Origin of the sequence: Nocardia sp. NPDC051570, from assembly GCF_044454005.1 — a bacterium.
Lineage (GTDB): Bacteria > Actinomycetota > Actinomycetes > Mycobacteriales > Mycobacteriaceae > Nocardia.
This window is the reverse complement of record NZ_JBITDI010000016.1, coordinates 152,217-175,698: the sequence shown is the minus strand read 5'-3', so window position 1 is coordinate 175,698 and position 23,482 is coordinate 152,217. Positions and strand designations below refer to the sequence as shown.

Here is a 23,482-nt window from a genome sequence, read left to right as displayed (position 1 = left end):
TTCTCCCGGGGTGGCCCACACCACACTATGGTGTTATCGTCACTATCGTCAACAGAACGCGATATCGATGTCGGAGTGTCATGCGCCTGCGAACAGTGGTGTCCGATATCGGCGGCTCGCGCGCGGAGGTTCGTATCGATGGCGACTGGTTCGCGAGTCCGGCGCGTGATGTCGGGGAGCTGGTATCGCTGCCGAATTGGACTGCGGCACTGAGTATTCGGCCGTCGAACGAGGCGACGAGATCGGCTCTGGTGGTGCTCGCGCCCGGCAAGATCGTGTGCTGCGGCCACAACTACCGCGCGCATATCGCCGAAATGGGCCGCCCGGAACCCGAATTCCCCACGCTCTTCGCCAAATTCGCCGATACGCTGACCGCATGGGACGCCGATATCGCGCTGCCCGGTGCGGCCGAATCGTTCGGCCTGGACTGGGAGGCCGAGCTCGCGATCGTGATCGGCGCCCCACTGCGGCACGCCGATCGCGCCGCCGCGCGCGCCGGGATCGCCGGATATACCGTCGCCAACGACTTCTCCATGCGCGTCTGGCAGCGCAGGACCTCGCAGTGGTTGCAGGGCAAGGCCTTCGAGGCCACCACACCGCTCGGTCCGGAGCTGGTCACCCCCGACGAGGCGGATCCGGCGGACGGGCTGCGCATCTCCTGCCGGGTCAACGGCGTCGAGGAACAGACCGGTTCCACCGACGATCTGGTCTTCGATCCGGCGACCCTGCTGGCCTATATCTCCGAATTCACCACGCTGCGCCCCGGCGATGTGGTCCTGACCGGCACCCCCGGCGGTGTCGGGGCGGCCGCCGATCCGCCCCGGCAGCTGCGCCCCGGCGATGTGGTGGAGACCGAGATCGAGGGAATCGGGTTGCTGCGCAACAGAATCACCACCATGGAAGGAAATCGCGATGACCAGTGACATCACCAATACCCGCGTCGTGCCGATCGTCACCCGGGCGGGTCACGAATACGCCGACACCGCCCAATCCGGCGGCGCGGTCCGCATCTCCGGCGTCAGCCCGCAACACACCCCCGCCACCCGGATCTGGTACGGCAAGGTGAGCAACGAGCCCGGCTACCGCTCCCTGCCGCACCATCACGGCGAGGCCGAGACCGGCGGTTACGTCCTGTCCGGCATCGCCCGAATCTACTTCGGCGAGAACTACCAGGAATACCTTGATATGGCCGAGGGCGATTTCGTCTTCGTCCCGCCCTATATGCCGCACGTCGAGGTCAACATGAGCACCACCGACGAATTGGTCTGGCTCACCTGCCGCACGCCCGACAACATCGTGGTGAATCTGCCGGATGTGGACGATTCGATCCTGGTGGGCTACCGCCGCGCGTGAAGGGCGCTCGCCCAACAACTTCCCCCCGGAAACGATGGGCGGTAGGGTGGCTGTCGGTGGGAGGCCGGAGCGAGAGTTACGGGGGAGTCATGACCGCGATAGCCAGGTTCGGTGCGATTGCGCTCGACAGTCGGGATCCGCGACGGCTCGGGCAGTTCTATCGGGCGCTACTGGATTTCGAGGTTCGGTTCGAATCCGATGAGCTGATCGCGCTGCAGGGCGCGGGGGTGCTGCTGACGATCGAGCGAGTGGAGGACCACCGGGCGCCGGACTGGCCCGGCAACGAGGTCCCCAAGCAGATGCATCTCGATCTGTTCGTCGCCGATCTCGATATCGCGGAGCGGCGGGCCATCGAGGTCGGCGCGGTCAAGGCCGATTTTCAGCCCTCGCCCGATCGCTGGCGGGTACTCCTGGATCCCTCGGGGCATCCGTTCTGCCTCACGGTCCCGCCCGGTGCGTGAATCGGCGGGATGCCCTGCGGCGCAGGGCATACGGTCGGGTTTCTACACTCGGCACATGCGCAGCGTGCCGCTCGTCCGGGTCCTACTGTCCGCGGTCATCTCGGCCGCGGTGCTCACCGGGTGCGGATCGGGCGCCGATCACGGTGCGCCGCAGTCGATCGCCTGGGGAGCGTGTCCGCCCGAGTTCGGCACGGTCGTGCAGTGCGCCCGGATCGACGTGCCGTTGGACTGGGACAAGCCCGAGGGGGAGAAGGTCTCGGTCGGCATCGATCGGTTGCCCGCGGGCGATCCTGATCACCGCATCGGGGCTCTGGTCTTCAATCCCGGGGGACCGGGTGGTTCGGGGACCGAGATCGTCGCCGCGGAGGGCGCGCATCCGGGTATCTTTCCGGCGGAGCTGCGGGCGCGGTTCGATCTCATCGGCCTGGATCCGCGCGGAATCGCCACCAGCCGTCCGGACGTGCGCTGTGATCCCGCGCTGCAGAACAAGATTCCGGATTTCTTCCCCGCCGACGCCGCGGCGTTCGATGCCATGGTCGCGGCAAGCCGGGAGTTCGGACAGAGCTGTCGGCGGCTGTCCGGTGCGCTGCTCGACCATATGGATACCGTCAACGTCGCCCGGGATCTCGAGGTGGTGCGTCAGCGTCTCGGCGGCGCGCCGCTGAACTACCTCGGACTGTCCTACGGCACCGAGATCGGATTCGAATACGCGCGCCTGTATCCCTCCAACAGCCGCGTCCTGGCGCTCGACGGCGCGCTGGTGCATTCGCTGCCGGCGAGCGCGATGAACGTCTACGAATCCGCCGCGTTCGAAGACAGTCTCAACCGCTTCGCCGCCTGGTGCCACATCGCGACCGAATGCGCGCTGGGCACAAGCGATGCCACCGCCGTCGTCCGGGATCTGACGGCCCGGGCCCGGCAGACACCATTGCCCGCGCCCGGCTGCGCCGACTCCGGTAAATGCGCGCCCGTCGTCCGCGCGGGCGATCTGCTGCAGAACATCCAGAACGGCCTGTTGTTCAAATCGCCGATCCCGGGGATCGGCCTCGGCGGTTGGCCGCAGTTGGCCGGCGCCCTCGATCAGGCCCGGCGGGGCGATGCCAGCGGCCTGTCGCCGCAGACCGCCTCCGACACCGAGGGCGGCGGATTGACCGTGGGCTGTGCGGAATACCGCGCGGACTTCGAGGGCTATCCGGCCTTCGAGTCCCAGCAGATCCTGGCCGCCACCATCGCACCGAATACCCTCGGAGCGAACCAGAGCTTCAGCTATATCGCTCAATGTCAGGGCTGGCCGGCAACTTTCAGCGATCCACCGTCCACCGCCATCGCCAAGCCGACGATCGTGCCGTTACTGGTCAACGCGATCCACGACCCGTCGACCTCCTACGGATGGGCGCACCTGTTCGCCAGCCAGGTCCCCAACGCGGTCCTGCTCACCCGCGACGGCGACGGCCACACCTCGTTCTTCCAGCCGGGACACACCCGTGACGCGATCACCCGCTACCTGCTCGACGGCACGGTTCCCCCGGCCGGGACGGTCCTGCCCGACTGAACCGGAATCGGTGCCGCACTGAGGGTTTGCTGGATTCCGGAGTACCGCGCAGAGGCATCACCTATCGTCGGAGGTTGTGAGGTACGCAGCGTTGGCGATGCTCGGCTGCACCGCGATCTCCGGCGCAGTGATTCTCGGCGCATGGCTCACGCGAGGTGAGGTCCGCCGCGCACGGGTGCGGCACGGTCGACATCGTCGATTGCCGCCCGCGCTGGTCTTCGGGCATGTCGGCCTCGCGCTCGTGGCCGCCGCCACGTGGACGACCTTCGTGGTGCTCGGCAACTACGGCATCGCTGTCGCCGCCTTCGTAATGCTCGGCGCGACCGCGGTTCTCGGTGTCACGATGTTCATCCGCTGGATACCCACCTACCGATCGCTCGTCGAATCCGGTGAGGGTCCGGGCGCGGCTCATCGGGCGCCGCGCGAGCCGAACCTGCCTATCCGAGTCGTCCTCGTCCACGGTTGCCTCGCCGTCGGCACCGCGTCCTTGGCGCTGGCCGTGCTGATCGCGAAAGGCTGACTCGCGCAGGCTATGCCGACAGCCGCGCGAGGATCTCCAGAACGGCGGCTTCCTCCCGAACGGGGTCGGCCAGCGGCCGGATGTTGACCGCGATCTCGTCGGCGCCCGCCTCGTGCAGGGCGAGCAGACGCCGGTGGATCGTGTCCTCATCGCCGTAGACGTAGATCTCGTGAATGAGCTCATCGCTCAACTCGCCCTCCGCGGTGGGGGGAAAACCCGCCTCGCGGAACAACTTTCCGTAGGTGGGAAAGGCGGACTGGTGGGCGAAGACGGTCTGCGCGATCCGCCGCACGGCGGCGAAATCGTCGGTGAGCAGGACAGTCACGGCGGCGATCAGCGGTGGCCGGGGGCGCTGCGCCAGACGTGCTCCCTCCGCCAGCGCCGGGCGGGCGATCGAGCGGATATAGGACGGCCCCGAGGAGGTGAGCAGCGCGCCGTCGGAGACCTCACCCGCCAAGCGCAGCATGTTCTTTCGCATCGCGCCCAGCACGATCGGCGGCCGCGGCGGCGTGACCTCCGGTGGCAGGGCGGCATGCACCCGGTAGTATTCGCCATCCAGGTCGACCCGTCCGTCCCAGAGCATCCCGCGCAGCACCGCGATGTATTCGCGCAGATGGGCCAGCGGCTTGCCGAACGGCAGGCCGTAGTTCCCCTCGATGGGAGCCTTGTGGCTGGCCCCCACGCCCAGGCGGAATCGTCCCGGCGCGAGTTCGGCGGCGACCAGTGCCTCGTTCGCCCGCGCCAGGGGATGGCTCGGATAGGTGATCGTGATACCGCTGGCCAAACCGATTCTGCTCGTGCGCGCCGCCGCCGCGGTGACGATGCTCAGCCCGTCCGGCCCCACCGGATACGAAGGCACCCAGGCCATGCCGATACCGGCCTGTTCGGCCCGCGTAATCGCGTCCAGGACAGCGTGAACCGGAGGCGGGAAGATCACGACGCCGACGGGAACGGTGGAAACCATCCCGCTATGGTGCCTGGGGATCCCGGAATCCGGCAATGCCGAGATGGGCCCCGATGGCCGCCACGGCGTCGACCAGTGATCGCCCGCCCAACTGCTCCCAGCCGGGGAACGGCAGTCCCTCGTTGGCGAGGTCGCGGGCGCCGGGACCGCCGAGTTGATCGATCGTCAGCCCGGCGTGCTCATCGATCCACGCAACCATATCGCCCGCGAGGATGTCCTGCCCGCGCCTGCTGTGAATGAACTCGGTCGCGAACACCCCACCGGAGTCGTCCTGTCCTGTCGACACTGGATCCACCCTTCCGATCTTGAGAGGCATTGTGTTGCAATACATCTGAGTTCCTGTATACACCGCTGAGAACCCCAGCGCCCGACCCCGATTCGAGTGCTGGGGCCGCTAGGGTCGCGGGCTCGTCATCCCGAGTGACCGAAGGCGGCGGCCGCCCAGCGGTCCAAGAAGGTGTGTCCGATATGCACGATATGGTCCTCCCATTGGGTGCGGTAGGACCAGGTGAGGTTGCGTAGTACGGCGTGCGCCGCGTACAGGGTGATCGCGGCGGGGTCGGTGGTTCGTGTGATCTCTCGGGACAGCCGCTCGCGTATCCGGGGTGTGGCCTTGGGCCATGCCGCCAGATCCCAGTCGGTGGTGATCAGGTCGTAGCCGGCGTCGCCGTCTCGGCAGGACTGCCAGTCCAGGACGGCGGTGAGTCGACCGTGCTCGGCCAGGACGTTGGCCGGCCCGAAATCGAAGTGCACCACATCATTCGGGGCCGGATGCGTGGGCCGGGCGTCGCGGGCGGCCCGGCGCAGTCGTCGGAGCAGCCGCTCGACCGGGCCGGTGCAGCCGTCGAGCACCGATGGGCGGCACAGCGGGGTGCGGTCCCGAAACAGGCCGTCGCATAAGAACTCCCACCAGTCCGCACTCGCGTGCGCGCCTGCTCCTCGTTGCCTGTCCACCACGCCGATCAGCTGCTCCAGCAGATCCTCGGTGATCTCGTCGACGGCCCGGCCCTCGACCAGTTCCTGCAGCTCGAAGCGGATGTCATCGACTCTGCCCGAGGCGATTTCGGCCGGAATGGGACAGCCGCGGCGCCGCATCCGCGCCATCCGGTCCGTCGTCATCGCCGCCGCATCGGCGGCCTCCTGACGCCAAGGCCGCCATTTGAGAACGAGCCTGCGTCCGTCCGCATCCTCGACCTCGAACGCACCCTCGTCACCGCGCTCGAACGGCCGAACCAGATCCAGCCGCAGGCCACGCTCCCGCGCCAGCAGCACCAGCACCTCGCCCACCCGCCGCTCCCCGACCTCCGGCATCTGCGCTCCCCTCCCCGGATCGACGAATCGAGCCGGACCGCAACGAGTTCCACGGACGTCAACGGTAGCTTCGCCACCCGCGATCTTCGCTGTAGATCATCCGCATCAGGCGAATGGGCTATGAGCGCTGAGGACTGCCGGGGAGAACAGCAACCTCACAGCGGGCGGGCAGTCCGGTGCAAGTGTTGCCCTCTACTCTCGACGCTATGAACACTCCCTCGGTGATCCTGCTGCACGGGCAGCCAGGGGATCGCTCGGACTGGGACGATGTCGTGGCGCGACTTCCGGCGTCGGTTCATGCCTTGGCCTGGGATCGGCCGGGGTACGGGGTCAACCGGTCGGGGGCCTCGACGCTGGCGGACAATGCCGACTGGCTGCTCGAGCGATTCGATCGCGCGGGTATTCGAGACGCCGTCCTGGTCGGGCATTCCTACGGTGGCGGGGTCGCCCTCGCGGCGGCGGCGATGGCGCCCGAGCGGGTGCGTGGTCTGGTGCTGATCGCCAGCGTCGGGCCCGGATGCGTGACGAGGTGGGATGAACTTCTGGCCGCCCCGGTGGCCGGACCGATGCTGTCGATGACGGCCTGGACGGTATTGCCGTGGATGGCCCGCCAATGCGGGGGCGGGGTGGTTCGCGGCCGGTCGTCGGCCTCGCCGTCGCTGCGGGCCCTGGCCTCGATTCGCCACGATCACGGTCAGGTGTGGCGTAGTTTCCTGACCGAGCAGCGCGAGTTGCTTCGGGGAATGGATCATTGGATCGCTCGTCTGGAAGGACATTCGATACCGACGTTGATCCTGGCCGATCCGGCGGATAAGGTCGTTCCGGTCTCGACCGCGCACGCGCTACACGATCGGTTTCCTCGTTCCCGCCTCGAATTGGTCGGTGCGGGCGGACATCATCTGCCCCGCAAGGCCCCGAGCGTCATCGCAGCGAAGTTAGGGGAATTTGCCCACACGTTGGACTGAGCAGCTGCGCGCGAGAACGCGCCGGAGTTTCGACGCGTATCTGCGTCGCGACTATGTCCCGGCCGTGCCGCCCGCGCCGATGTCACCCGATCACAGCCCGGCGCGCAGAGTGATCGACGAGGTGCGCTGGTCGTTCGCCCCGCCGCGGCACTGGCTCGAGGGGGTCGGCGCGAATCTTGTTCTCTCACTGGTGTATCTGCTGGTGTCGCCGCTGGCTCACCCGCACCGTCAGTTCGGCTGGGTGGTGCTGGTCGGCACCTACTTCGCGACCTTCATCCTGGCCGATGTCACGACCACCAATGTGCTGGGCCTGGATATCCACCGGGTTCGGGCGAGCATGGCCGAGGGCATGTCCGTTCGCGGCATCCTGCTGACGAAGAACCTTGCTCTCCTGATCATCGTCGGTCTGCCGACATTGGCGCTCACGGCCGTGCTGGCGCATTCGTTGCCGCCGAAGCCGTTCGTGGGCACGTTGTTCACCGTGGCGTTGCCGCTGCTGTGCTGGCTGGGTGTCGGCAATGTCATCTCGGTCCTGTTGGCGGTTCATACCAGGACGCTGGTGCAGCGGTGGCGGGAGCGCCGCCGGTGGACGACCGTCGTGTGGATCGGGCATCTCGTGCTGCCGTACGGGTTGTACTACCTGGTCGCGCCCATCGACGGCACCCAGCACGACCCGCTGCTCCGGTTGCTGCCGCATATGGATCGAGACATCCGTTTCGTGTTCAATGCCGTTGTCGGCCTGGTGGTCTGGATCCTCGGCACCGTTATCGCCGCGGCCATCGTTCGCCGGCGGGGGCTGCGGATCTACTGAGCAGTGCCCACTCATAGGTGGGTTCGGGCTGCGGGTCCGGGGCCGCGGCGCCGGTGACGAGGAACAGCACCCGTTGTCCGATGGCCGCGGCGTGGGCGGCGAAACGTTCGTAGTCTCCGCTCACCAGCGTGACATCCACCGCGGTCTGGATTCCGTGACGCCGGTGGGGGTTCATGACGGTGTCGGTCAGGCGATGGTGCAGCAGATCGATGGCCTGGGCTCGCGCGCTGAGCTGCGTGACATGCTGGGGGTCGCGTGTCCGCAGTGCCTTCGCGGCCGACGCACCGAGAGCGACGGCAGCGCGGCCTATTTCGCCGAGGTAACCGGCGATATGTTGCGGCAGAAAATGATTGGGCTGTCTGCGTCGGCCGATGTCCGCGACGTGCCGGGCCAGTGCCCCCATCCGGCGCAGGTCGTCGACGATCTGGATCTCGCTGACGATGGAGCGCAGATCACCGGCCACCGGCGCTTGTAATACGAGGAGGCGGAACGACTTTTCTTCGGCTGCCCGGGTCAGCGCGGTGATGTGGTGATATCGGTCGACTACCGCCTGGGCGGCGGCCGGGTCGGCGGTGAGTAGAGCCCGGGTTGCCTGGTCCATGGCGGTACAGACCTGTTCGGCTGCCTCGTCCAATGTTCGGGCCAGGTCGGTCATCTGTTCATGGAATGCCTCGCGCATATGCCCGCGCTCCTGTCACGTCTCGTTGTTCGCGGCCGACGCCTGGTGGCGTCGGCCGCAGCGCATTCCGAGCACGCCTGAGCACGCGCGATAGTGGCAGGTATTCCGCAGTGTGTCAGGCGTTTACGGTGCAGCAAGCCGGGAACGAATCAGGTTGCCGAACCGGACTCGGATACGGACTCTCTCCGGATGTCATCTGTCGCTCCTCACCTCCTTGCCGCCGAGACGTACGCCGTGACGTCAGAACTACCGGGGGGAATGCCCGGGCCGAGCGGCCGGGTACGCACCCCTCTCGTCAGAGCTTCGGCACTGCACGACGTATCCCGTTATCCGGGAAGCCACTTGGGATCGCGCCTTAATCCGGGGCGATCTGTCCTGATCCTGGGCGTCTCTCGACGTCGTCGGATCAGTGGCCTGTATTCGCACAGGAGCCTCGCCTAGCGAGGTGCTGACTCGGCCATCCTCCGCCCGCGTCACCACATCTGTCAATCACCCGGCCGTTCCCGGGCATCTTGGGCACGAGGCAATAGGTGACCGGGACGGGGTCACTGCGTGCCGTTCTCCAGGTCCTGTTTCACCGCGGCGAGGGCGTCGACCGGAGTCAGGTCCTGACCCTGCGCGTTCTGGCCCAGTTGGCGGAATCGGTGAACTGCCATATCACCGGAGTCGCGCCGCCGTAGGACGTCCAGCCGGTGCCGGAGTCGCCGCCGGCGTTCTCGTAGATCTGGGATGCGTACCCGGTGCCGTCCGGATAGGCGGACGAGATCAGTCCGGGCACCTGCGACAGATCCGCCGATCCGATCTGTCCCAATACCATTGCGGGATATACGACAGCGCGACCGTCACACCCGCGGTGTTGAAGGCGTAACGTTGCGATGCGGCTGACGAATCAGCACGACGTCGAGTGTGCCGCCGGACCCTGTGCCCCACCTGAACCGGAGCCGCGAACCGGCTCGGCCGTGACGGTGGGTGCCGTCGCTACCGACTCCTGAAGTCCGATGAATCGGAGTGTCCCACTGCGGCTTTCATCGCGGTCGTCGTCATTGCAACGTGAGTGGGGTTTCGGATTCGATGCGCGTCAGCTTGTGTGGGTTGCGAACGAAGTAGAGGCCGGTGATGCGGGTGTCCTCTACGCGGGCCGCCAGGACGCCGTCCAATTCGCCGTCGAGGCGGAGGATCAGTGCCGGGTTGCCGTTGACCACGGTGGGGCCGACGGTGAGGGTGGCCTCGGTCTTGGCCAGGCCTCCCAGGAGGAAGCGGAGTACCTTCTCGGCGCCGATGATCGGGCGGAGTGCGGCCTGTTTGACGCCGCCGCCGTCGCTGACGGCGACCACATGGGGGGCGAGTACGTCGAGCAGGCCCTGGAGGTCTCTGGTGTCCAGTGCGCGCTGGAAAGACTCCAGCGCCGCGCGGGTTTCGCCGGCGGTGACCGCGGTGCGGGGGCGGCGGGCGTCGACGTGGCGGCGGGCGCGGTGGGCGATCTGGCGAACGGCCGCAGGGGTTTTGCCGACGGCGGCGGCGATCTCGTCGTAGTCGACGTCGAAGGCTTCGCGGAGCACGAAGACGGCGCGTTCGGTGGGCGAGAGGGTTTCGAGGACGAGCAGCAGCGCCATCGACATACTCTCGGCCAGTTCGACATCCTCGGCCACGTCCGGTGTGGTCAGCAGCGGTTCGGGCAGCCAGGGGCCGATATAGGATTCCTTGCGGCGCTTGAGTGTTCGGAGCCGGTTGAGCGCCTGCCGCGTCGCGATCCGGACCAGGTAGGCGCGGTTGTCGCGCACCTGATCCGCGTCGACCGTGATCCACCGCAGCCAGGTTTCCTGCAGGACGTCCTCGGCATCGGCCGCCGAGCCGAGCATCTCGTAGGCGACGGTGAACAACAAATCCCGGTGTGCGAGAAAGCTTTCGGTCGCCGGATCGGTGGTGTGGTCGCTCGGCTCGCGGCGACGCTGGGCATGCGGCCCATCCATGGCGAGGTCTCCTGTGTCGGTCACCGTTCGATTCTGATGGTCCCTCACCGCTGTGTGATCAGGGCCGCTCGTTCGCCGCGCTTACCGTCGGTGCGTCCCCAGCTGAACGAGCCGGGTTTGCCTGCCTCGCCGACCAATTCCTCGATCACGCGCCGGCAGGCGCGTTCCTTGATCCACGCGCCCGGACGGCCGCCGATGTGGAATCTGGTCGCCGTATCGTCGCCGGCGGAGATCTGCAGGGCGGCGGCGCGACGGCCCAGGGCGATGCACTGGCCGAAGTATCCGAGGTTGATGGCCGCGGGCCGAGCGCCCGCGATCCGGGCCAGCACCGTATCGGCGGCGTGCGCGCCCAGCGGACTCGCGATCTGGCAGCTCATGCGCAACGGGCGGCCCGAGGGCGCCGCCGAATCCCCGGCCGCGACGATGCGCGAATCGTCCACACTGGTCAGCGTCTCGTCGGTGAGCAGGCGACCCATCGCGTCGGTGCTCAACCCACTGCACGCGGCCAGGTCCGGCACACCGAATCCGGCGGTCCAGACGGTCACCGCGCTCGCCAGCGTGCGACCGCCGCTGAGCTGCACGGCATCTCGGGTCACCTCCGCCACCTCGGCCTCGCCGAGCACGTTCACCCCGAGACCGGCCAGCCGCCCGGCCACCGCACGCCGAACCCGCGGATGCAGATACGGGCCGAGCGTCCCACCGCACGCCAATGTCACCCGGCGCCCCTGTTCCGCCAACTCGGCGGCGACCTCGATGCCGGTGGAACCGGCTCCCACCACCGTCACCGCGGCCGTCGCGGGTGCGGCCTCGATGACCGGGCGCAGTCGTTGCGCCTCCTCGAAAGTCGCTATCGGATAGGCGAATTCGGCCGCTCCGGGAACGCCGGGCTCGGCACTGCCACTGCCCGCGGCGTAGATCAGATAGTCGTAGCCGACCCGGCCGCCGCCCGCCAACCGCACGCCGCGCTCGGCCGTATCGATCCGAGTCACGCTGTCGACCACCAGCCGGACGCGCTCGGCCAGAACCTCGCGCAGGTCGACGAGCGCGGTATGCGATCCACCCACCAGCTGGTGCAGGCGGACCCGCTCGACGAAGGCCGGGCGCGGATTGATCAGGGTCACTGTCACATCCGCACGCTGGGTCAGGCGATTGGCCGCCATCACACCCGCGTACCCGCCGCCGATGACGACAACATCGATGTTCTCGGTCATGGTGTCTCCCTCGTTCGAAGTGTTCGACCACAAGACACCGCGCCGTTGATCCCTGTGACAGGTATGTGATGTAGGCCACCGGAAATGCTCTGCGGCCCAGGACATCCGGGGCCCGCATCAGGTCCGTGACCCTGCCGTGCGCCGCGTCGCCGACCCATTGGCCGCCCGTGATTTCCATATGGAATCACCTGGCCTTATAGGGGCCTGGTGCTATGCTCAGCAAAACTTAGCCTAACCAAACTGTTTGATCGGGTGGTTGGCGGTGGTTTGTGTGTTCGCTGGATAGGGGTTTCGACGATGGAGACAGTTGTAGCGGCGCCGTCGGTCGCGACCCAGTTGTTCGGCAGTGGGCTGATCGGGATTCGCGAGGGGCTCGAGACCGGGATCGTGGTCATGGTTCTCGCGGCATTCCTGGTGAAGTCCGACCGACGCGACGGACTGAAGTGGCTGTGGTCGGGTGTCGCGCTGGCGGTGATCATGGTGCTGGGGATCTTCGCCGCGATCCACTACGGCACATCCACGGTCGACGGTCTGGCGGCCGAGGCGATCGCGGGTGTGGCGTCACTGGTGGCGGTGGGTGTGGTGACCTTCATGGTGTTGTGGATGCGCACTGCCGCACATCACATTTCCAAGGATTTGAAGCAGGGAATGGCGCGTGCGCTGGAGGGCGGCGGGTTCGCGGTCCTGATCCTGGCGTTCTTCGCCGTGGGGCGTGAGGGATTCGAGACCGCTCTGCTGATGGTCGGATACGCGGAGAACACCTCCGGCAGCAGCTGGCCGCTGCTCGGCCTGGTGGTCGGGGTGGTGGTGGCCGCGGTGCTGGCGGTGCTCATGTATGCCGGTGCGGTCCGGATCAACCTCGCGAAGTTCTTCCGCTACACCGGCGCCTTTCTGATTCTGGTCGCCGCGGGCATCCTCGGTTACGGGGTGCGTGCCCTGCAGCTGGTGGGATGGTTGCCCGGCGCGAATCAGATGGCATTCGATTTCTCGGCGCATTTCGATCAGTCGTCTTGGTACGGAACAGTTCTGGCGGGCATCTTCAACTTCCGCCCGGATCCCACGGTGCTGCAATTGATCGCCTGGGCCGCATTTCTGGTGATCGTGCTGACACTGTTTCTCCGGCCGGTACATCCGGTCCGGAGCACCCCGGCTGTCTCGGACCGGGTGGAGACTCCGGCCAGCTGACGCGCCGGTACAGGAAGGAATGAAACAGCAGTGAAATCGACTGCCTCTCTGCGGATCGCCGCCCTGACAACGCTCGCGGTGACGGGCATGGTGACGACCGCGGCCTGTACGGAGAAATCCAAGGCCGGCGCGGGGGATATCGCGGTGACCTCCACCGAGTCGGCGTGCGATCTGGCGACGGAATCCGCGGCCACCGGCAATGTGAACTTCGTTATCGCCAATCAGGGTTCGAAGGTCACCGAGTTCTACGTCTTCGGCAACAACAACCGGGTGCTCGGCGAGGTCGAGAACATCGGCCCGGGAGTGCAGGGCAAGCTGACCGTGGAGATCACCGATCCCGGCACCTACGAAATCGCGTGCAAGCCGGGCATGGTCGGCAACGGCATCCGCAAACAGTTGACGGTCACCGGCGCCAAGAAGGCCAAGACCGAGGTGCCCACCGATGTCACGCAGGCCGAACAGCGTTATCTCGATTACGTGCGCCAGCAGCTGGACGGGCTCTCCGGGCAGACCGCCGCATTCGTCGCGGCGGTGAAATCCGGCGATCTCGACACCGCCCGTAAGCAATTCGGCATGACCCGCACCTTCTACGAGCGTATCGAGCCGGTCGCCGAATCGTTCCCGGATCTGGATCCGAAGATCGATATGCGCTGGGACGACACCGAGAACGGCGCCCAGGCGTTCACCGGATTCCACCGTATCGAGCGATTCCTGTGGCCGCCGCAGCAGAGCGAGGTCGGTGAGAAGGGTGACGCGCTCACCCAGGCCGATCTCGACAACGCCAAGACCGCCGACACCAAGGCGGCGATCGACACCGAGGCCGACACCCTGATGGCCAATGTCACCGCGTTGAAAACCGAAGTGGGCAAGCCGGACTTCGTCTTCGAGACGCAATCGTTCGTCAAGGGTGCGCAGGCGCTGATCGATGAGATCGCCCGGACGAAGGTCCGTGGCGAGGAGGATCGCTACTCGCGCACCGATCTGTGGGATTTCGCCGCCAATATCGACGGTTCGGAAACCCTGATCGCCGAATTGCAGCCGATGATCACGGCCAAGGATCCCAAGCTGATGGATAAGATCACCGCCCAGTTCCAGGCGGTCCGCGATGGGATCAACCAGTTCCGCGGCGGCGACGGCTACGCGTCCTACAAGACCGTGACCGATGATCAGCGCAAGGCACTGTCGGACAAGATCGACGTGCTGTCGTCGTCCCTGAGTCAAGTACCCGGCCTGGTCCTGGGCCAGTGAGCTAGGAAACGATCACACCATGAACGACACCGAAGGCCTCGGGCCCACACGCGGGTCGGGCAGGTTCTCGCGCCGCGCACTGCTCGGCGTCACCGGAGCGGGTGTCGCCGTCGGCGCGGCCGCGGGCGCCGCGGCGGGCGCCGGGGTCTTCGGTCTCGACCACTCGCCCGGCGCCGAGCGGATCGTCCCGTTCCGGGGCGCGCGCCAGGCCGGGATCACGACCGCGGCGCAGGATCGCCTGCATTTCGCGGCGTTCGACGTGATCACGAAATCGCGCGACGAGCTGATCGATATGCTGCAGCGCTGGACGGTGGCCGCCGAGCGCATGACTCGCGGCGAGGAGGCCGTGGTCGACGGCGCCTACAACAACGGCCCGCACCGCCCGCCGGCCGATACCGGTGAGGCGCTGGGACTTTCGCCCGCCTCCCTCACGCTGACCATCGGGTTCGGCCCCGGGCTGTTCGGCCCCGCCATCGACAATCCTGCCCGCCCGGATCGTTTCGGGCTGGCCTATCGCAAACCCGCCGCGCTGGCGGATCTTCCGGTATTCGTCAAGGATGCGATCGAGCCGTCGCGCAGCTACGGCGACATCTGTATTCAGGCGTGTTCGGATGATCCGCAGGTCGCGGTGCACGCGATTCGCAACCTGTCGCGGATGGGTATGGGCGTGGTCTCGGTGCGCTGGTCGCAGCTCGGATTCGGGCGGACCTCGAGTACCACGCAGAGCCAGGCGACGCCGCGAAACATGTTCGGGTTCAAGGACGGAACGGCGAACCTCAAGGCCGAATCGACCGATCTGATCGATCGGTGGGTGTGGGTGCGCGACGGCGACGACCGGCCCGACACCCGGTGGATGACCGGCGGCAGCTATCTGGTCGCCCGCCGCATTCGCATGGATATCGAACCGTGGGACCGCACCTCGCTGTCGGAGCAGGAGGCGGTCGTCGGGCGCACCAAATATGAGGGTGCGCCGCTGGGGCAGACCGCCGAATTCGATAACCCCGACTTCCAGATCACCTCCGGGCACAGCCCGGTGATCCCGGCGGACGCCCATGTCCGCCTGGCCCATCCCGATAACCTCGGCGGCGTCCAATTGCTGCGCCGCGGCTACAACTTCACCGACGGCTCCGACGGTTTCGGACATCTGGACGCCGGTCTGTTCTTCATCGCCTACTGCCGCAATCCGCACAACCAGTTCGTGCCGATGCAGCGGGCACTGGCGAACAAGGACGCGATGATGGAATACATCACCCACACCAGTTCGGCCCTGTTCGCCTGCCCGCCCGGACCCGGCGCGGGCGAATGGTGGGGACAGCACCTGTTCGATACGTGAACCGGCGTCACGAGGCGGCGTGCCGGCCGAAGCAGCGTTCGAGTTCGTCCACGCGATAGAAGTAACTGCCGGGATTGATCGGGGCGCAGCCGGATTCGAACGCCGTCTGCTGCTCGTTGTAGAGCATGCGCACGATGTAGTCGTCGCCGCGCTGGTACATATCCCATTGGATATTCGCCGCCATGGGCGCGACCAGCGCACCGCGCCACGGGTTGCCGGTGTAGGTGAACGGCTGGTCCGGCGGCGTCGCGCGGGTGCTGCCCGGTAGCTTCATCAGCACGGCGAGGGGGATGATCTCCTCGGCGTGAGTGAAACGGAATTCGGCGCCCAGGTCGCTGGTTCCCGCACGTTTCGCCTCGAGTTTCGCGAACAGATCGTCGAGTAGGACATTCGCCATGCGGTAGGTGATGTCGTCGCCGGCGAAGGCCGGGCCCTTCCGATAGAACTCCGCGGCGTCGGACAGGTAGCCGAGCCACTGCGCATTCTCGCCGTCGATGATGCGGTCGAACTGCCAGGTGCCCTCGGCGCTCATCGCCGGGGCGATGGCGTAGAGGTCGTAGATCACTCGTACGGCCCCGACCTCGTCGGTGACGTGTTTGCCGTCGGCGACGAAATCGTATGTGCCAGTGGCCAGCCGGTCGACGAAGGCCGAGGTGAAGATCCTGCCCAGGACGTTGCGGGCCACTTGGTGGGTGCGGGGTTGATCGGTGATGTCGTGCAGCGTCCGGGGCAGGCGCGGGTCGTTGTCGAGATAGTTCTGGTAGGCGGCGTCGGTCTTGTGGAAGTACAGCAGGTTGCGGTCCGTCCGTGCCGGATCGATGGATGCGGTGACGGCGGGATCGGCCGCGGCCAGGGCATCGGTGAAGACCTGGGCGCTGTCGACCGCGCGATCCTTGCCGGAGGTCACCACGGCGATATGTTCCTTGTTCGCCGCGATCCGGTCGAACAGGTCCGGAAGTCGTTGGTACACACGGGTTGCCAGCCCCTGGTGCTCCCGCTCGCCGCGTTCGGTGAGGTTGCCGTAGCCGAGGGTGGTCGTGGCGGTGTGCAGTGAGCGCACATCGTCTCCGAATCGGCGGCCCGCGTCGGTGAGCGCGTTCTCGCCGGCCGCTTGTTCCCAGATGCGCAGGGCGAGTTCGTCATCGGTGCCCTTGGACAGTGCGCGTGAGCCGTGCCGGGCGACGTGTTCGGTGAACACAGGCCGGAATCCCTCCGGCGGTGGTTGATAGGTCGCCGGATCCTGTTGCGCCGCATAGGGATTCTTCGTCCCATAGGAGACGGCGAGTGGCCCGGGGTTATCGGGAGGGGGCTCGGCGCTCGCCAGGCCGGGGAGTGCCCCGGCCAGCACCACTATCGCCGTCACGACCTTCACCCATGCGGTGCTCATGGCTCGATGTTCGGCGGCGAGTGTGAACAGGGGGCGGCGGCAGACTTTCCATCTCATGGCTGTTGCGCGCCGATTCCATTGTCCAACAATGTATTTCGTACGTTCGGCGCGAAAGTCGCCGATCGCGAGCCGTATTCGATGGGTTGTGGTCTTGAAGGTCCGGCCTTAACGTGACTGGCATCAACGATCCCCACCTGGCAAGGGAGCACCTTCGTGCATCTGATTCGTTGTGCCCGTGCCGTTCTCGTGGCCATTGCGGCCGCGCTCTTCACGCTCACCACTGCGACCGACGCCACCGCCGCGCAGGCCGGTGTATGGCAGTGGTGGAACTATCCCACCGGCGATCTGTGGAATCTCGATACGACCGTCACGGTCCGCGCGACCGGGCCGACCCGGTTCTTCTCGCATCAGATCGGATTCGAGGGCAATGACGGCGGCTATCTCGGAATCCAGGACACCCCGAACGGCAGGATCGCGATCTTCGCGGTCTGGAACTCACCCGGCGGCGCTACGCCCGGCCCGAACGCGCGCTGCGAGACCTTCGGGGGCGAAGGTGTGGGGTGGCACTGCCTGGTGCCCTTCGACTGGTCGCGCAATGTCGGGTACCGGCTGCGGATCTGGCGCGTCGACGGCCGTGCCGATGGCAGTACGCGCTGGGTGGCCTCGGTGGCCGACACCCGGAACGAGCAGGAGACCGTCATCGGCACGCTGTGGACCCGAGCCGGACAGCGCGGCCTTCGCCCCGGCTCGACGGTGTGGATCGAGGATTACGGCGGGCGCGACTGCGCGAACGAGGTGGCCGCCAGTGCGACCTTCTCCTACCCCACCGGCAACGATCGCGCCGTGACCGCCACGCGAGCGCAGGCCGACACCGCCACCTGCGGCAGCCATCGTTCGTCGATCACCGACAACGGGAACGCGACCGTGACCCTCACGGAGTGATCCGGATCGCTGTGTTTAATTTGCCTCCGCTTCGCTCCGGCCGCGAACCGTCGCTGATCGGCAGTGATCTGCGCCACTGTGATAGCTGACACTCTTGGTTACAGTTACTCTTCGGCTACACACGATTGACGGGGATCTATTGCCGACATAAGGCGGTATCTCGATGACCGACGGCCGAGCGATGTTCCGCACCTGGTGGCAGGACCGGGTCGATTACCCCTGGCTGATCGAGACGCTCGAATCGAACTCCGGGCTCGTGTGGTTGAGGGCCACGATCGCCGCCGCGGGCACGGTGATGCTGTTGATCACGATGGTGTCCACGCTGTCACCGGCGGGTCAGACGGGGGTGGTGGGCCTGACCCAGGCCTGGCTCACGGCCGCGCTCGCCGCGGCGTGGACGATGCGCTGGTGGCTGCTGCCATGGCCGCGGGAGTTCGAGTCGATCGTCTGGGTCGCAGCGGCCGATATCGCCGTCACCGCCAACAACGTGATGGTCCAGGATCGCCTGCTCGGAGCGCTGGGCGTCGGTCTGCTCGTGGTGACCGGATCGTATGTGACGATCTTCCACGGTCCGCGGGTGCTGGCCGCGCATGTCGCCTGGTCGTTGCTGTCGAGTGTGTTGCTGGCGATCCTGCTGGTCATCGGGAAGCCGGGACATGCCGCGCATGGGACAGGGGATATCGCCCTGGGCATCGTGGTCGTTCTGATCATGCTTCTCGTCACCGCTTTCGTGCTCCCGACCGTGCAGTTCTTCCACTGGCTGCTCCATCTGAACGCGTTATCGGATCCGTTGACCGGATTGTTGAACCGGCGTGGCCTCGACCGTCATCTGGAGCAGTTCTTCGGATCCGGTGGTCGCGGTGGCGTCTACGCGGTGACGCTCGATCTGGATCGGTTCAAGACCGTCAACGACACCTTCGGACATTCCGTCGGCGACCAGGTGCTGGTGCGGACGGCGGACTGTCTGCGCGCCGCGGCGCCGCCCGAGGCCAGGGTCGCGCGCACCGGCGGTGAGGAGTTCGTGGTCGTCGGGTGGCTGCGCGAGGTGACCATCGATGCCGTGGCGGAGCGGCTGCGCGCGGCGATCGAGACGATGTCGGATCTGCCCACCACGGTCACCGCGAGTGTGGGGGCGGTCGTGTTCACGCCCTTCGGGAACAAGAAATGGCACGCCAGATCGACGCATCAGAGCTTGCTGGCCCGCTCGGATTCGGCCATGTATTGCGCGAAACAATTGGGCGGCAACGCCGTTGTCATCGATGTGCCCGGCGGGACGACGCTTGCCCCGGCAATGTCCGGAGCGCAACGGCCGATACGGACCGAGTCCTCCTGCGGCGCCGATGAATCCTGGCAGCGTCGCCTCGAGCTCGCCCATCGACGCATTCGAGAACTCGCGGAAGAGAACGCGCGGCTACATCATCGACTCGCACTGGTTACCGAAGAGCCGAACGGGCGCAGCCGGTTACGCCGAGGGACGTGATCATCGAAGCCCCCCACCTGTGCTGTGTCTTGAATATGTTGTGCCATTTGGCATTTCATCGCATCATCACATGATGCGATATTCGGTCAACATTCCCAACTTCGGAGACTTCGCCGATGTCAGGACCGTGGCGCGAGTGGCCGCGGCGGCCGAACAGGCGGGCTGGGATGCGTTGTTCGTCTGGGACCATGTTGTCCACGACAAACAGGAGCGTCGCGGGCAACCGTTCGGCGATCCGTGGATGCTGCTGACCGCGGCGGCCTTGGCGACATCGCGGATCCGCTTGGGCACCTTGGTGACTCCGATACCCCGGCGGCAGCCCGAACAACTCGCCCGGCAGGTGGCCACCCTCGATGCGCTCAGCGGCGGCCGGGTGACCTTCGGCGCCGGGCTCGGCGGCCCGATCGCCGACGAGTACGGCAGCTTCGGCGACACGACCGATCGGGCACTGCTGGCCGAACGCCTCGACGAGGGGCTGGATCTGCTGGAACGCTACTGGTCGGGCGAACCCGTCGACCACATCGGCAAGCATTACCGGGTGCAGGACGTGACATTGCTCCCGGCCACCGTCCAGCGGCCTCGTCCGCCGATCTGGCTCGGCGGTTTCTGGCCGCGGCGGCGCCCGTTCCGCCGCGCCGCACGCTGGGATGGCGTGGCGCCGTTGTTCATCGGAGCCGGCCACGGCGTGATCCCGGCCGTCGACGATGTCCGCGATATGGTCGCCTACGTCCGCTCGCACCGTGCGGATCGGCCGGGACCGTACGAGATCGTGCTCGGCGGCATGACCCCGGCAGACCCCGGCCAGGCTCGAGATCTGCTGGCGCCGCTCGAGGATGCCGGGGCCACGTGGTGGGACGAACGTTTCCTGATGTCGGGCAGGGACTACTACCGCCTCGCGCCGGTGCTGCGGCGTATCGAGCAGGGCCCGCCGTGGCTATGATTCCTCATGTCTCCGTGGCATTCTCGGTCTCGAGGTACACCACGAGGTCGCGGGGCAGGCCGTGGGTGTCGTGTAGGTACCGGTAGTCGTCGTCGCTGAGGGGTCCGGTGAAACGCCGGTGGGACAGGACCTGTCGTCCTCGGTGCAGCAGCAGACCGAATCTGCGTTCCTCGTCGAGTAGGACGGTGCGCACATCGTGCGGGTGACGTGATTGCCGAAAGTGCCCGAGGGTGTGTTCGATCAGCTCGATCGGCAGGTCCGACAGTGAGCGGGTCGGATCATCGCGCCACAACGTCGTCAACATGCGACGGATCAGGCGACGCAGCACATGGCCGCGGCCGGTCGGGGACGGCACGACCAGGTCGCCGAGTACGACGATGCTGGACCTCAGGTGATCGGACAGGCGCCGTACTGACGTTTCGTCCAGGGGCTCCCAGAGCCGGGGCAGGGTGGTCAGCCACGGCTGGAACAGGTCGATCTCGAAGACGGACCGCGTGCCCTGCAGAATCCGCACCAGCCGTTCCAGACCCAGGCCGGTGTCGATGTTGGGCCTGCTCAACGGCTCGAGGCTGCCGTCGGGATGGCGGACGTACCGCATCATGACGTGATTCCACACCTCCACCCATCGGTCGTCGGTGGTCGGCGTGCCGTGCGGTGTGCCGGGCCCGGTCCAGACGAAGATCTCCGAATCGGGGCCGCAGAGTCCGGTGGGGCCGTTGGACCACCAATTCTCATGGGTGGTCGGCTCGACCGGCACGCCCAGCTCATCCCACGTGCGCCACGATTCGTGGTCGGGCCCGACCTGTTCGTCTCCGCCGAAGACCGTGACGTGCATCCGTCCGAGGTCGATACCGAAGCCGTCGCACAGCAGCTCGCAACCCCACCGCAAGCTCGGCGAGCCGCCGTAGTCGCCGAGTGACCACGAGCCGAGCATCTCGAAGACGGTCAGGTGGGTGTCGTCGCCGACCTCGTCCAGGTCGGTGGTGCGCAGACATCGCTGCAGGCTGGTCAGGCGGCGGCCCAGCGGATGTGGGCGGCCCAGCAGATACGGGGTCAGCGGATGCATTCCGGAGGTGGTGAACAGCACCGGATCCCCCGGCGAGGGCACGAGCGATTCGCTCGGTACGAGTTCATGGCCACGGTCGCGGAAGAACTCGTGGAAGGTGCGGACGGTGTGGTCTGTGGTGATCACGGTGGTTGCTCCATCGAGGTGAAATCGACCGGAAGCGACCGCACGTGGCAGGTTCCGCGAGGAGACCGACGCACACCGGCGGACCGTTTCCGGTCGCCGGTAGGGGGAAGGAGGTCAGGCGGCGGCGACCGGCGAGCTGTGAGCTCGCGCGGCTGCGGCGGTGGTTCGTGGGTAGACCTCCATGGTTCGACGGTAGCAACGACGCCGACTGGAGTGCGACCGATTTTCGGGTCGGCCGCCGGAGGTTATCCGCGTCTGTCGAGAAACGGGGGTGTGGTGCGGGATGCGGTGTTGTCCGCGGTGTCGGAAATGGTTGTCACGAAACGCGTTTCGAGTCTCGTCGAGATCTGATGTCGCGCTGTTCCCTATCGATGGTCGCGACCCGGATCGATAAGGCGTTGGCGTGCTTCGCGATTCGATCACACGGTGCGACCGGCACGCCGGTCTGTCGGCGAGGGGGCTATCCGTCGCCGCAGCGAGCCCAGTGCAGCATCTATCACAAAACGCCTTGTGCTGGAATGGATGTCGGCGTAAACCCCTATTTCTGGGATCATTTTTCCGGACTGACTTGTGTCCCTAGTGTGGGCGATTGATGATGTAAGGCGCGCGAAGACTCCTCCTGGGAGTCGTCACCTCACGGTCCACCCCCGTGGCGCGCTGGCTATCTCTCGAGAGGGGAACCCTCATGCGAAACGTTCTCACAGCACTCGGAATCACCGTAGCGGCAGCGGCTTTCGTCCTGACTCCCATGGCTGTCGCGTCGGCCGCGCCGGTACCGCAGCAGCAGCCGCAGTCCGTCGATTTCTCCATCGATCCCAACGCCATCGCGGCCCTGGTACAGGGCGTCCTCCAGGGAATCGAAAACGCGTCGGGCTCGTCGGAGAGCTCGCAGTATCCCTATCAGCAGAACCAGTACCCGTATCCCCAGTACCCGCAGTACCCCCAGTACCCGCAGAACCAGTACCCGCAGTACCCCCAGTACCCGCAGAGCCAATACCCGCAGTACCCCCAGAACCAGTACCCGTCCCAGCCGAGCGCGATCTACTCGAACTACACCTCGTGCAATCAGGCGGCAACCCAACTGGGCCAGCAGAATTCGGGCACCGTCGCCCAGTGCACCCCCCTCGGGGACGGTTCCGGCCGGTATCAGCTGGTGGTGAACTCCGCCAGCTGATGCGATCGCCCGGCTCGACTTCCCCGGCCGCGTGCCCCGGCGCGACGATAGTCGCGGCGCGCGGCCCGGGTCGGTCACTCAGCGAAGTGTCAAGTGGTACACGATGAAACACGGTGTGCCCGCGATCCGGGACAGTTCCGGGAAACGGTCGATGGATGCTGGTGTGGGCTGTGGTTCGGCGACGCGCTCGATGACGAAACCGGCGGCGGCGAAGGAGTCGACCACGGCGGACAGCGGCCTTCGCCAGAAATGCTGGGTGACTTCGACATCGGCCTTGCGCCAGGTGTCGCTGACAAGTTCGATGTCGAAGTAGCCGCCCTGTTGGGTCGGCAATGGTGGGCCGAAGGGATGATCGAGTGACAGCACGACCCACCCATCCGGGCGAAGGAGGGAGGCGAACGAGCTGAGTGGGGTCGACCAATCACGCAGATAGTGCAGGGCGAGTGAGCAGGTGATGCCATCGAACGAGCCCGCGGCGAAAGGGAGCGGCCCGGCGAGATCGGCCACCTGGAAGCGACCACGGCCGTCGCATCGCTCGGCCGCCCGGTCGATCATGGCGGGGCTGAGATCGATGCCGGTGACCTGCGCGCCCTCGTCGAGCAGCCATTCGCATTGCGCCCCGGATCCACAACCCGCGTCCAACACGGCCTTTCCGCCGAGCGGTCGTGGAACGAGGCCGCGTAACGCTGGCCGCTCCAGCAACCCGTTGAACGGACCGTCGTCGGTCGTTTCGCTCCAGACTCGGGCAAGTCGGTCGTATGCGTCCCGCGTCATGCTCGTGTGTTCTACTTCATCTTCCGGCCT

Annotated in this window: 24 protein-coding genes and 1 riboswitch; of the genes, 14 read left to right on the top strand and 10 right to left on the bottom strand. The window is 66.6% G+C overall.

The features are described from left to right. Positions 1–80 precede the first annotated feature (80 nt). The 5 genes from ACIA76_RS33095 to ACIA76_RS33075 all read left to right on the top strand — a co-directional run bounded on the left by ACIA76_RS33095 (position 81) and on the right by ACIA76_RS33075 (position 3,886). Complete coding sequence (locus tag ACIA76_RS33095; protein WP_397157523.1) at positions 81–923, top strand: fumarylacetoacetate hydrolase family protein; 843 nt, start codon at positions 81–83, stop codon at positions 921–923. Beyond that, on the top strand, positions 913–1,353 hold the full coding sequence (locus ACIA76_RS33090) for a cupin domain-containing protein (RefSeq protein WP_397157521.1): 441 nt from the start codon (positions 913–915) through the stop codon (positions 1,351–1,353). The genes ACIA76_RS33095 and ACIA76_RS33090 overlap by 11 nt, the downstream gene beginning before the upstream one ends. An 89-nt stretch (positions 1,354–1,442) precedes the next feature. After that, a complete protein-coding gene (locus tag ACIA76_RS33085) occupies positions 1,443–1,814 on the top strand; it encodes a VOC family protein (RefSeq protein WP_397157519.1) in 372 nt (123 codons plus the stop codon). Between the two features lie 55 nt (positions 1,815–1,869). Next, positions 1,870–3,366 (top strand): alpha/beta hydrolase, encoded by a 1,497-nt coding sequence (locus ACIA76_RS33080; protein WP_397157517.1) that lies wholly within the window; start codon positions 1,870–1,872, stop codon positions 3,364–3,366. 76 nt (positions 3,367–3,442) lie between these two features. Further along, positions 3,443–3,886, top strand: coding sequence for a hypothetical protein (locus ACIA76_RS33075; RefSeq protein ID WP_397157515.1), 444 nt, complete (start codon positions 3,443–3,445; stop codon positions 3,884–3,886). A 10-nt stretch (positions 3,887–3,896) separates the two neighbouring features. On the opposite strand, the gene ACIA76_RS33070 is transcribed toward ACIA76_RS33075, so the two are convergent. The 3 genes from ACIA76_RS33070 to ACIA76_RS33060 form a co-directional block, all read right to left on the bottom strand. After that, positions 3,897–4,850, bottom strand: coding sequence for an LLM class flavin-dependent oxidoreductase (locus ACIA76_RS33070; RefSeq protein ID WP_397157513.1), 954 nt, complete (start codon positions 4,848–4,850; stop codon positions 3,897–3,899). Between the two features lie 4 nt (positions 4,851–4,854). Beyond that, positions 4,855–5,136 (bottom strand): hypothetical protein, encoded by a 282-nt coding sequence (locus ACIA76_RS33065; RefSeq protein WP_397157511.1) that lies wholly within the window; start codon positions 5,134–5,136, stop codon positions 4,855–4,857. Between the two features lie 125 nt (positions 5,137–5,261). After that, positions 5,262–6,161: a phosphotransferase gene (locus ACIA76_RS33060; protein WP_397157509.1), complete on the bottom strand. Its 900-nt coding sequence runs from the start codon at positions 6,159–6,161 to the stop codon at positions 5,262–5,264. Positions 6,162–6,367: 206 nt separating this feature from the next. On the opposite strand from ACIA76_RS33060, the gene ACIA76_RS33055 reads away from it, so the two are divergent. Beyond that, positions 6,368–7,126, top strand: a complete 759-nt coding sequence (locus ACIA76_RS33055; RefSeq protein WP_397157507.1) for an alpha/beta fold hydrolase — start codon at positions 6,368–6,370, stop codon at positions 7,124–7,126. Next, entirely contained in the window at positions 7,107–7,937 is an 831-nt protein-coding gene (locus tag ACIA76_RS33050) for a hypothetical protein (RefSeq protein ID WP_397157506.1), read from the top strand. Before ACIA76_RS33055 ends, ACIA76_RS33050 begins: the two co-directional genes overlap by 20 nt. Here the strand turns inward: ACIA76_RS33050 and phoU are convergent. From phoU to ACIA76_RS33030, 4 genes are all read right to left on the bottom strand, one after another. Next, positions 7,891–8,616 (bottom strand): phosphate signaling complex protein PhoU, encoded by a 726-nt coding sequence (phoU, locus tag ACIA76_RS33045; protein WP_397157504.1) that lies wholly within the window; start codon positions 8,614–8,616, stop codon positions 7,891–7,893. The two genes, ACIA76_RS33050 and phoU, sit on opposite strands and share 47 nt — an antisense overlap. A gap of 280 nt (positions 8,617–8,896) precedes the next feature. Further along, positions 8,897–9,068: riboswitch (M-box (ykoK) riboswitch) on the bottom strand. A 149-nt stretch (positions 9,069–9,217) separates the two neighbouring features. Continuing rightward, positions 9,218–9,433, bottom strand: coding sequence for a hypothetical protein (locus tag ACIA76_RS33040; RefSeq protein WP_397157502.1), 216 nt, complete (start codon positions 9,431–9,433; stop codon positions 9,218–9,220). A gap of 223 nt (positions 9,434–9,656) precedes the next feature. Next, a complete protein-coding gene (locus ACIA76_RS33035; RefSeq protein WP_397157558.1) occupies positions 9,657–10,586 on the bottom strand; it encodes an RNA polymerase sigma-70 factor in 930 nt (309 codons plus the stop codon). A gap of 44 nt (positions 10,587–10,630) precedes the next feature. Beyond that, positions 10,631–11,797 (bottom strand): NAD(P)/FAD-dependent oxidoreductase, encoded by a 1,167-nt coding sequence (locus ACIA76_RS33030; protein WP_397157500.1) that lies wholly within the window; start codon positions 11,795–11,797, stop codon positions 10,631–10,633. A gap of 297 nt (positions 11,798–12,094) precedes the next feature. Between ACIA76_RS33030 and efeU the strand changes: the two genes are divergently transcribed. From efeU to efeB, 3 genes are all read left to right on the top strand, one after another. After that, on the top strand, positions 12,095–12,982 hold the full coding sequence (gene efeU / locus ACIA76_RS33025) for an iron uptake transporter permease EfeU (protein WP_397157498.1): 888 nt from the start codon (positions 12,095–12,097) through the stop codon (positions 12,980–12,982). 87 nt (positions 12,983–13,069) lie between these two features. Then, positions 13,070–14,230, top strand: a complete 1,161-nt coding sequence (gene efeO / locus ACIA76_RS33020) for an iron uptake system protein EfeO (RefSeq protein ID WP_397157556.1) — start codon at positions 13,070–13,072, stop codon at positions 14,228–14,230. 19 nt (positions 14,231–14,249) lie between these two features. Next, positions 14,250–15,563, top strand: a complete 1,314-nt coding sequence (gene efeB, locus ACIA76_RS33015; RefSeq protein ID WP_397157496.1) for an iron uptake transporter deferrochelatase/peroxidase subunit — start codon at positions 14,250–14,252, stop codon at positions 15,561–15,563. Positions 15,564–15,570: 7 nt separating this feature from the next. Here efeB and ACIA76_RS33010 read toward each other — a convergent pair whose 3' ends face one another. After that, complete coding sequence (locus ACIA76_RS33010; protein WP_397157494.1) at positions 15,571–16,950, bottom strand: histidine-type phosphatase; 1,380 nt, start codon at positions 16,948–16,950, stop codon at positions 15,571–15,573. Between the two features lie 213 nt (positions 16,951–17,163). Here ACIA76_RS33010 and ACIA76_RS33005 point away from each other — a divergent pair, with 213 nt between their 5' ends. From ACIA76_RS33005 to ACIA76_RS32995, 3 genes are all read left to right on the top strand, one after another. Continuing rightward, positions 17,164–17,892, top strand: coding sequence for a DUF3472 domain-containing protein (locus tag ACIA76_RS33005; RefSeq protein WP_397157492.1), 729 nt, complete (start codon positions 17,164–17,166; stop codon positions 17,890–17,892). 163 nt (positions 17,893–18,055) lie between these two features. Next, positions 18,056–19,372 carry a diguanylate cyclase domain-containing protein gene (locus ACIA76_RS33000; RefSeq protein WP_397157490.1) on the top strand — a complete coding sequence of 439 codons (1,317 nt, stop codon included), beginning with the start codon at positions 18,056–18,058 and terminating at the stop codon, positions 19,370–19,372. Positions 19,373–19,442: 70 nt separating this feature from the next. Continuing rightward, complete coding sequence (locus ACIA76_RS32995; RefSeq protein ID WP_397157488.1) at positions 19,443–20,312, top strand: LLM class flavin-dependent oxidoreductase; 870 nt, start codon at positions 19,443–19,445, stop codon at positions 20,310–20,312. A 4-nt stretch (positions 20,313–20,316) separates the two neighbouring features. Here the strand turns inward: ACIA76_RS32995 and ACIA76_RS32990 are convergent, their stop codons facing one another. Continuing rightward, positions 20,317–21,504 carry an alanine--tRNA ligase-related protein gene (locus ACIA76_RS32990; RefSeq protein WP_397157486.1) on the bottom strand — a complete coding sequence of 396 codons (1,188 nt, stop codon included), beginning with the start codon at positions 21,502–21,504 and terminating at the stop codon, positions 20,317–20,319. A 748-nt stretch (positions 21,505–22,252) separates the two neighbouring features. Between ACIA76_RS32990 and ACIA76_RS32985 the strand changes: the two genes are divergently transcribed. Next, a complete protein-coding gene (locus ACIA76_RS32985; protein ID WP_397157484.1) occupies positions 22,253–22,678 on the top strand; it encodes a hypothetical protein in 426 nt (141 codons plus the stop codon). 78 nt (positions 22,679–22,756) lie between these two features. On the opposite strand, the gene ACIA76_RS32980 is transcribed toward ACIA76_RS32985, so the two are convergent. Then, positions 22,757–23,452 carry a class I SAM-dependent methyltransferase gene (locus ACIA76_RS32980; protein ID WP_397157482.1) on the bottom strand — a complete coding sequence of 232 codons (696 nt, stop codon included), beginning with the start codon at positions 23,450–23,452 and terminating at the stop codon, positions 22,757–22,759. Positions 23,453–23,482: the final 30 nt, after the last annotated feature.

Bases quoted from the DNA above. Each gene is read 5' to 3' on its own strand.
- efeU (WP_397157498.1), top strand. From the start codon at position 12,095: ATGGAGACAGTTGTAGCGGCGCCGTCGGTCGCGACCCAGTTGTTCGGC.
- ACIA76_RS33055 (WP_397157507.1), top strand. From the start codon at position 6,368: ATGAACACTCCCTCGGTGATCCTGCTGCACGGGCAGCCAGGGGATCGC.
- phoU (WP_397157504.1), bottom strand. From the start codon at position 8,616: ATGCGCGAGGCATTCCATGAACAGATGACCGACCTGGCCCGAACATTG.
- ACIA76_RS33000 (WP_397157490.1), top strand. From the start codon at position 18,056: ATGACCGACGGCCGAGCGATGTTCCGCACCTGGTGGCAGGACCGGGTC.
- ACIA76_RS33085 (WP_397157519.1), top strand. From the start codon at position 1,443: ATGACCGCGATAGCCAGGTTCGGTGCGATTGCGCTCGACAGTCGGGAT.
- ACIA76_RS33010 (WP_397157494.1), bottom strand. From the start codon at position 16,950: ATGAGCACCGCATGGGTGAAGGTCGTGACGGCGATAGTGGTGCTGGCC.
- ACIA76_RS33090 (WP_397157521.1), top strand. From the start codon at position 913: ATGACCAGTGACATCACCAATACCCGCGTCGTGCCGATCGTCACCCGG.
- ACIA76_RS33080 (WP_397157517.1), top strand. From the start codon at position 1,870: ATGCGCAGCGTGCCGCTCGTCCGGGTCCTACTGTCCGCGGTCATCTCG.
- efeO (WP_397157556.1), top strand. From the start codon at position 13,070: ATGGTGACGACCGCGGCCTGTACGGAGAAATCCAAGGCCGGCGCGGGG.
- efeB (WP_397157496.1), top strand. From the start codon at position 14,250: ATGAACGACACCGAAGGCCTCGGGCCCACACGCGGGTCGGGCAGGTTC.
- ACIA76_RS33070 (WP_397157513.1), bottom strand. From the start codon at position 4,850: ATGGTTTCCACCGTTCCCGTCGGCGTCGTGATCTTCCCGCCTCCGGTT.
- ACIA76_RS33030 (WP_397157500.1), bottom strand. From the start codon at position 11,797: ATGACCGAGAACATCGATGTTGTCGTCATCGGCGGCGGGTACGCGGGT.
- ACIA76_RS32995 (WP_397157488.1), top strand. From the start codon at position 19,443: ATGATGCGATATTCGGTCAACATTCCCAACTTCGGAGACTTCGCCGAT.
- ACIA76_RS33040 (WP_397157502.1), bottom strand. From the start codon at position 9,433: ATGGTATTGGGACAGATCGGATCGGCGGATCTGTCGCAGGTGCCCGGA.
- ACIA76_RS32985 (WP_397157484.1), top strand. From the start codon at position 22,253: ATGGCTGTCGCGTCGGCCGCGCCGGTACCGCAGCAGCAGCCGCAGTCC.
- ACIA76_RS33060 (WP_397157509.1), bottom strand. From the start codon at position 6,161: ATGCCGGAGGTCGGGGAGCGGCGGGTGGGCGAGGTGCTGGTGCTGCTG.
- ACIA76_RS33035 (WP_397157558.1), bottom strand. From the start codon at position 10,586: ATGGATGGGCCGCATGCCCAGCGTCGCCGCGAGCCGAGCGACCACACC.
- ACIA76_RS33095 (WP_397157523.1), top strand. From the start codon at position 81: ATGCGCCTGCGAACAGTGGTGTCCGATATCGGCGGCTCGCGCGCGGAG.
- ACIA76_RS32980 (WP_397157482.1), bottom strand. From the start codon at position 23,452: ATGACGCGGGACGCATACGACCGACTTGCCCGAGTCTGGAGCGAAACG.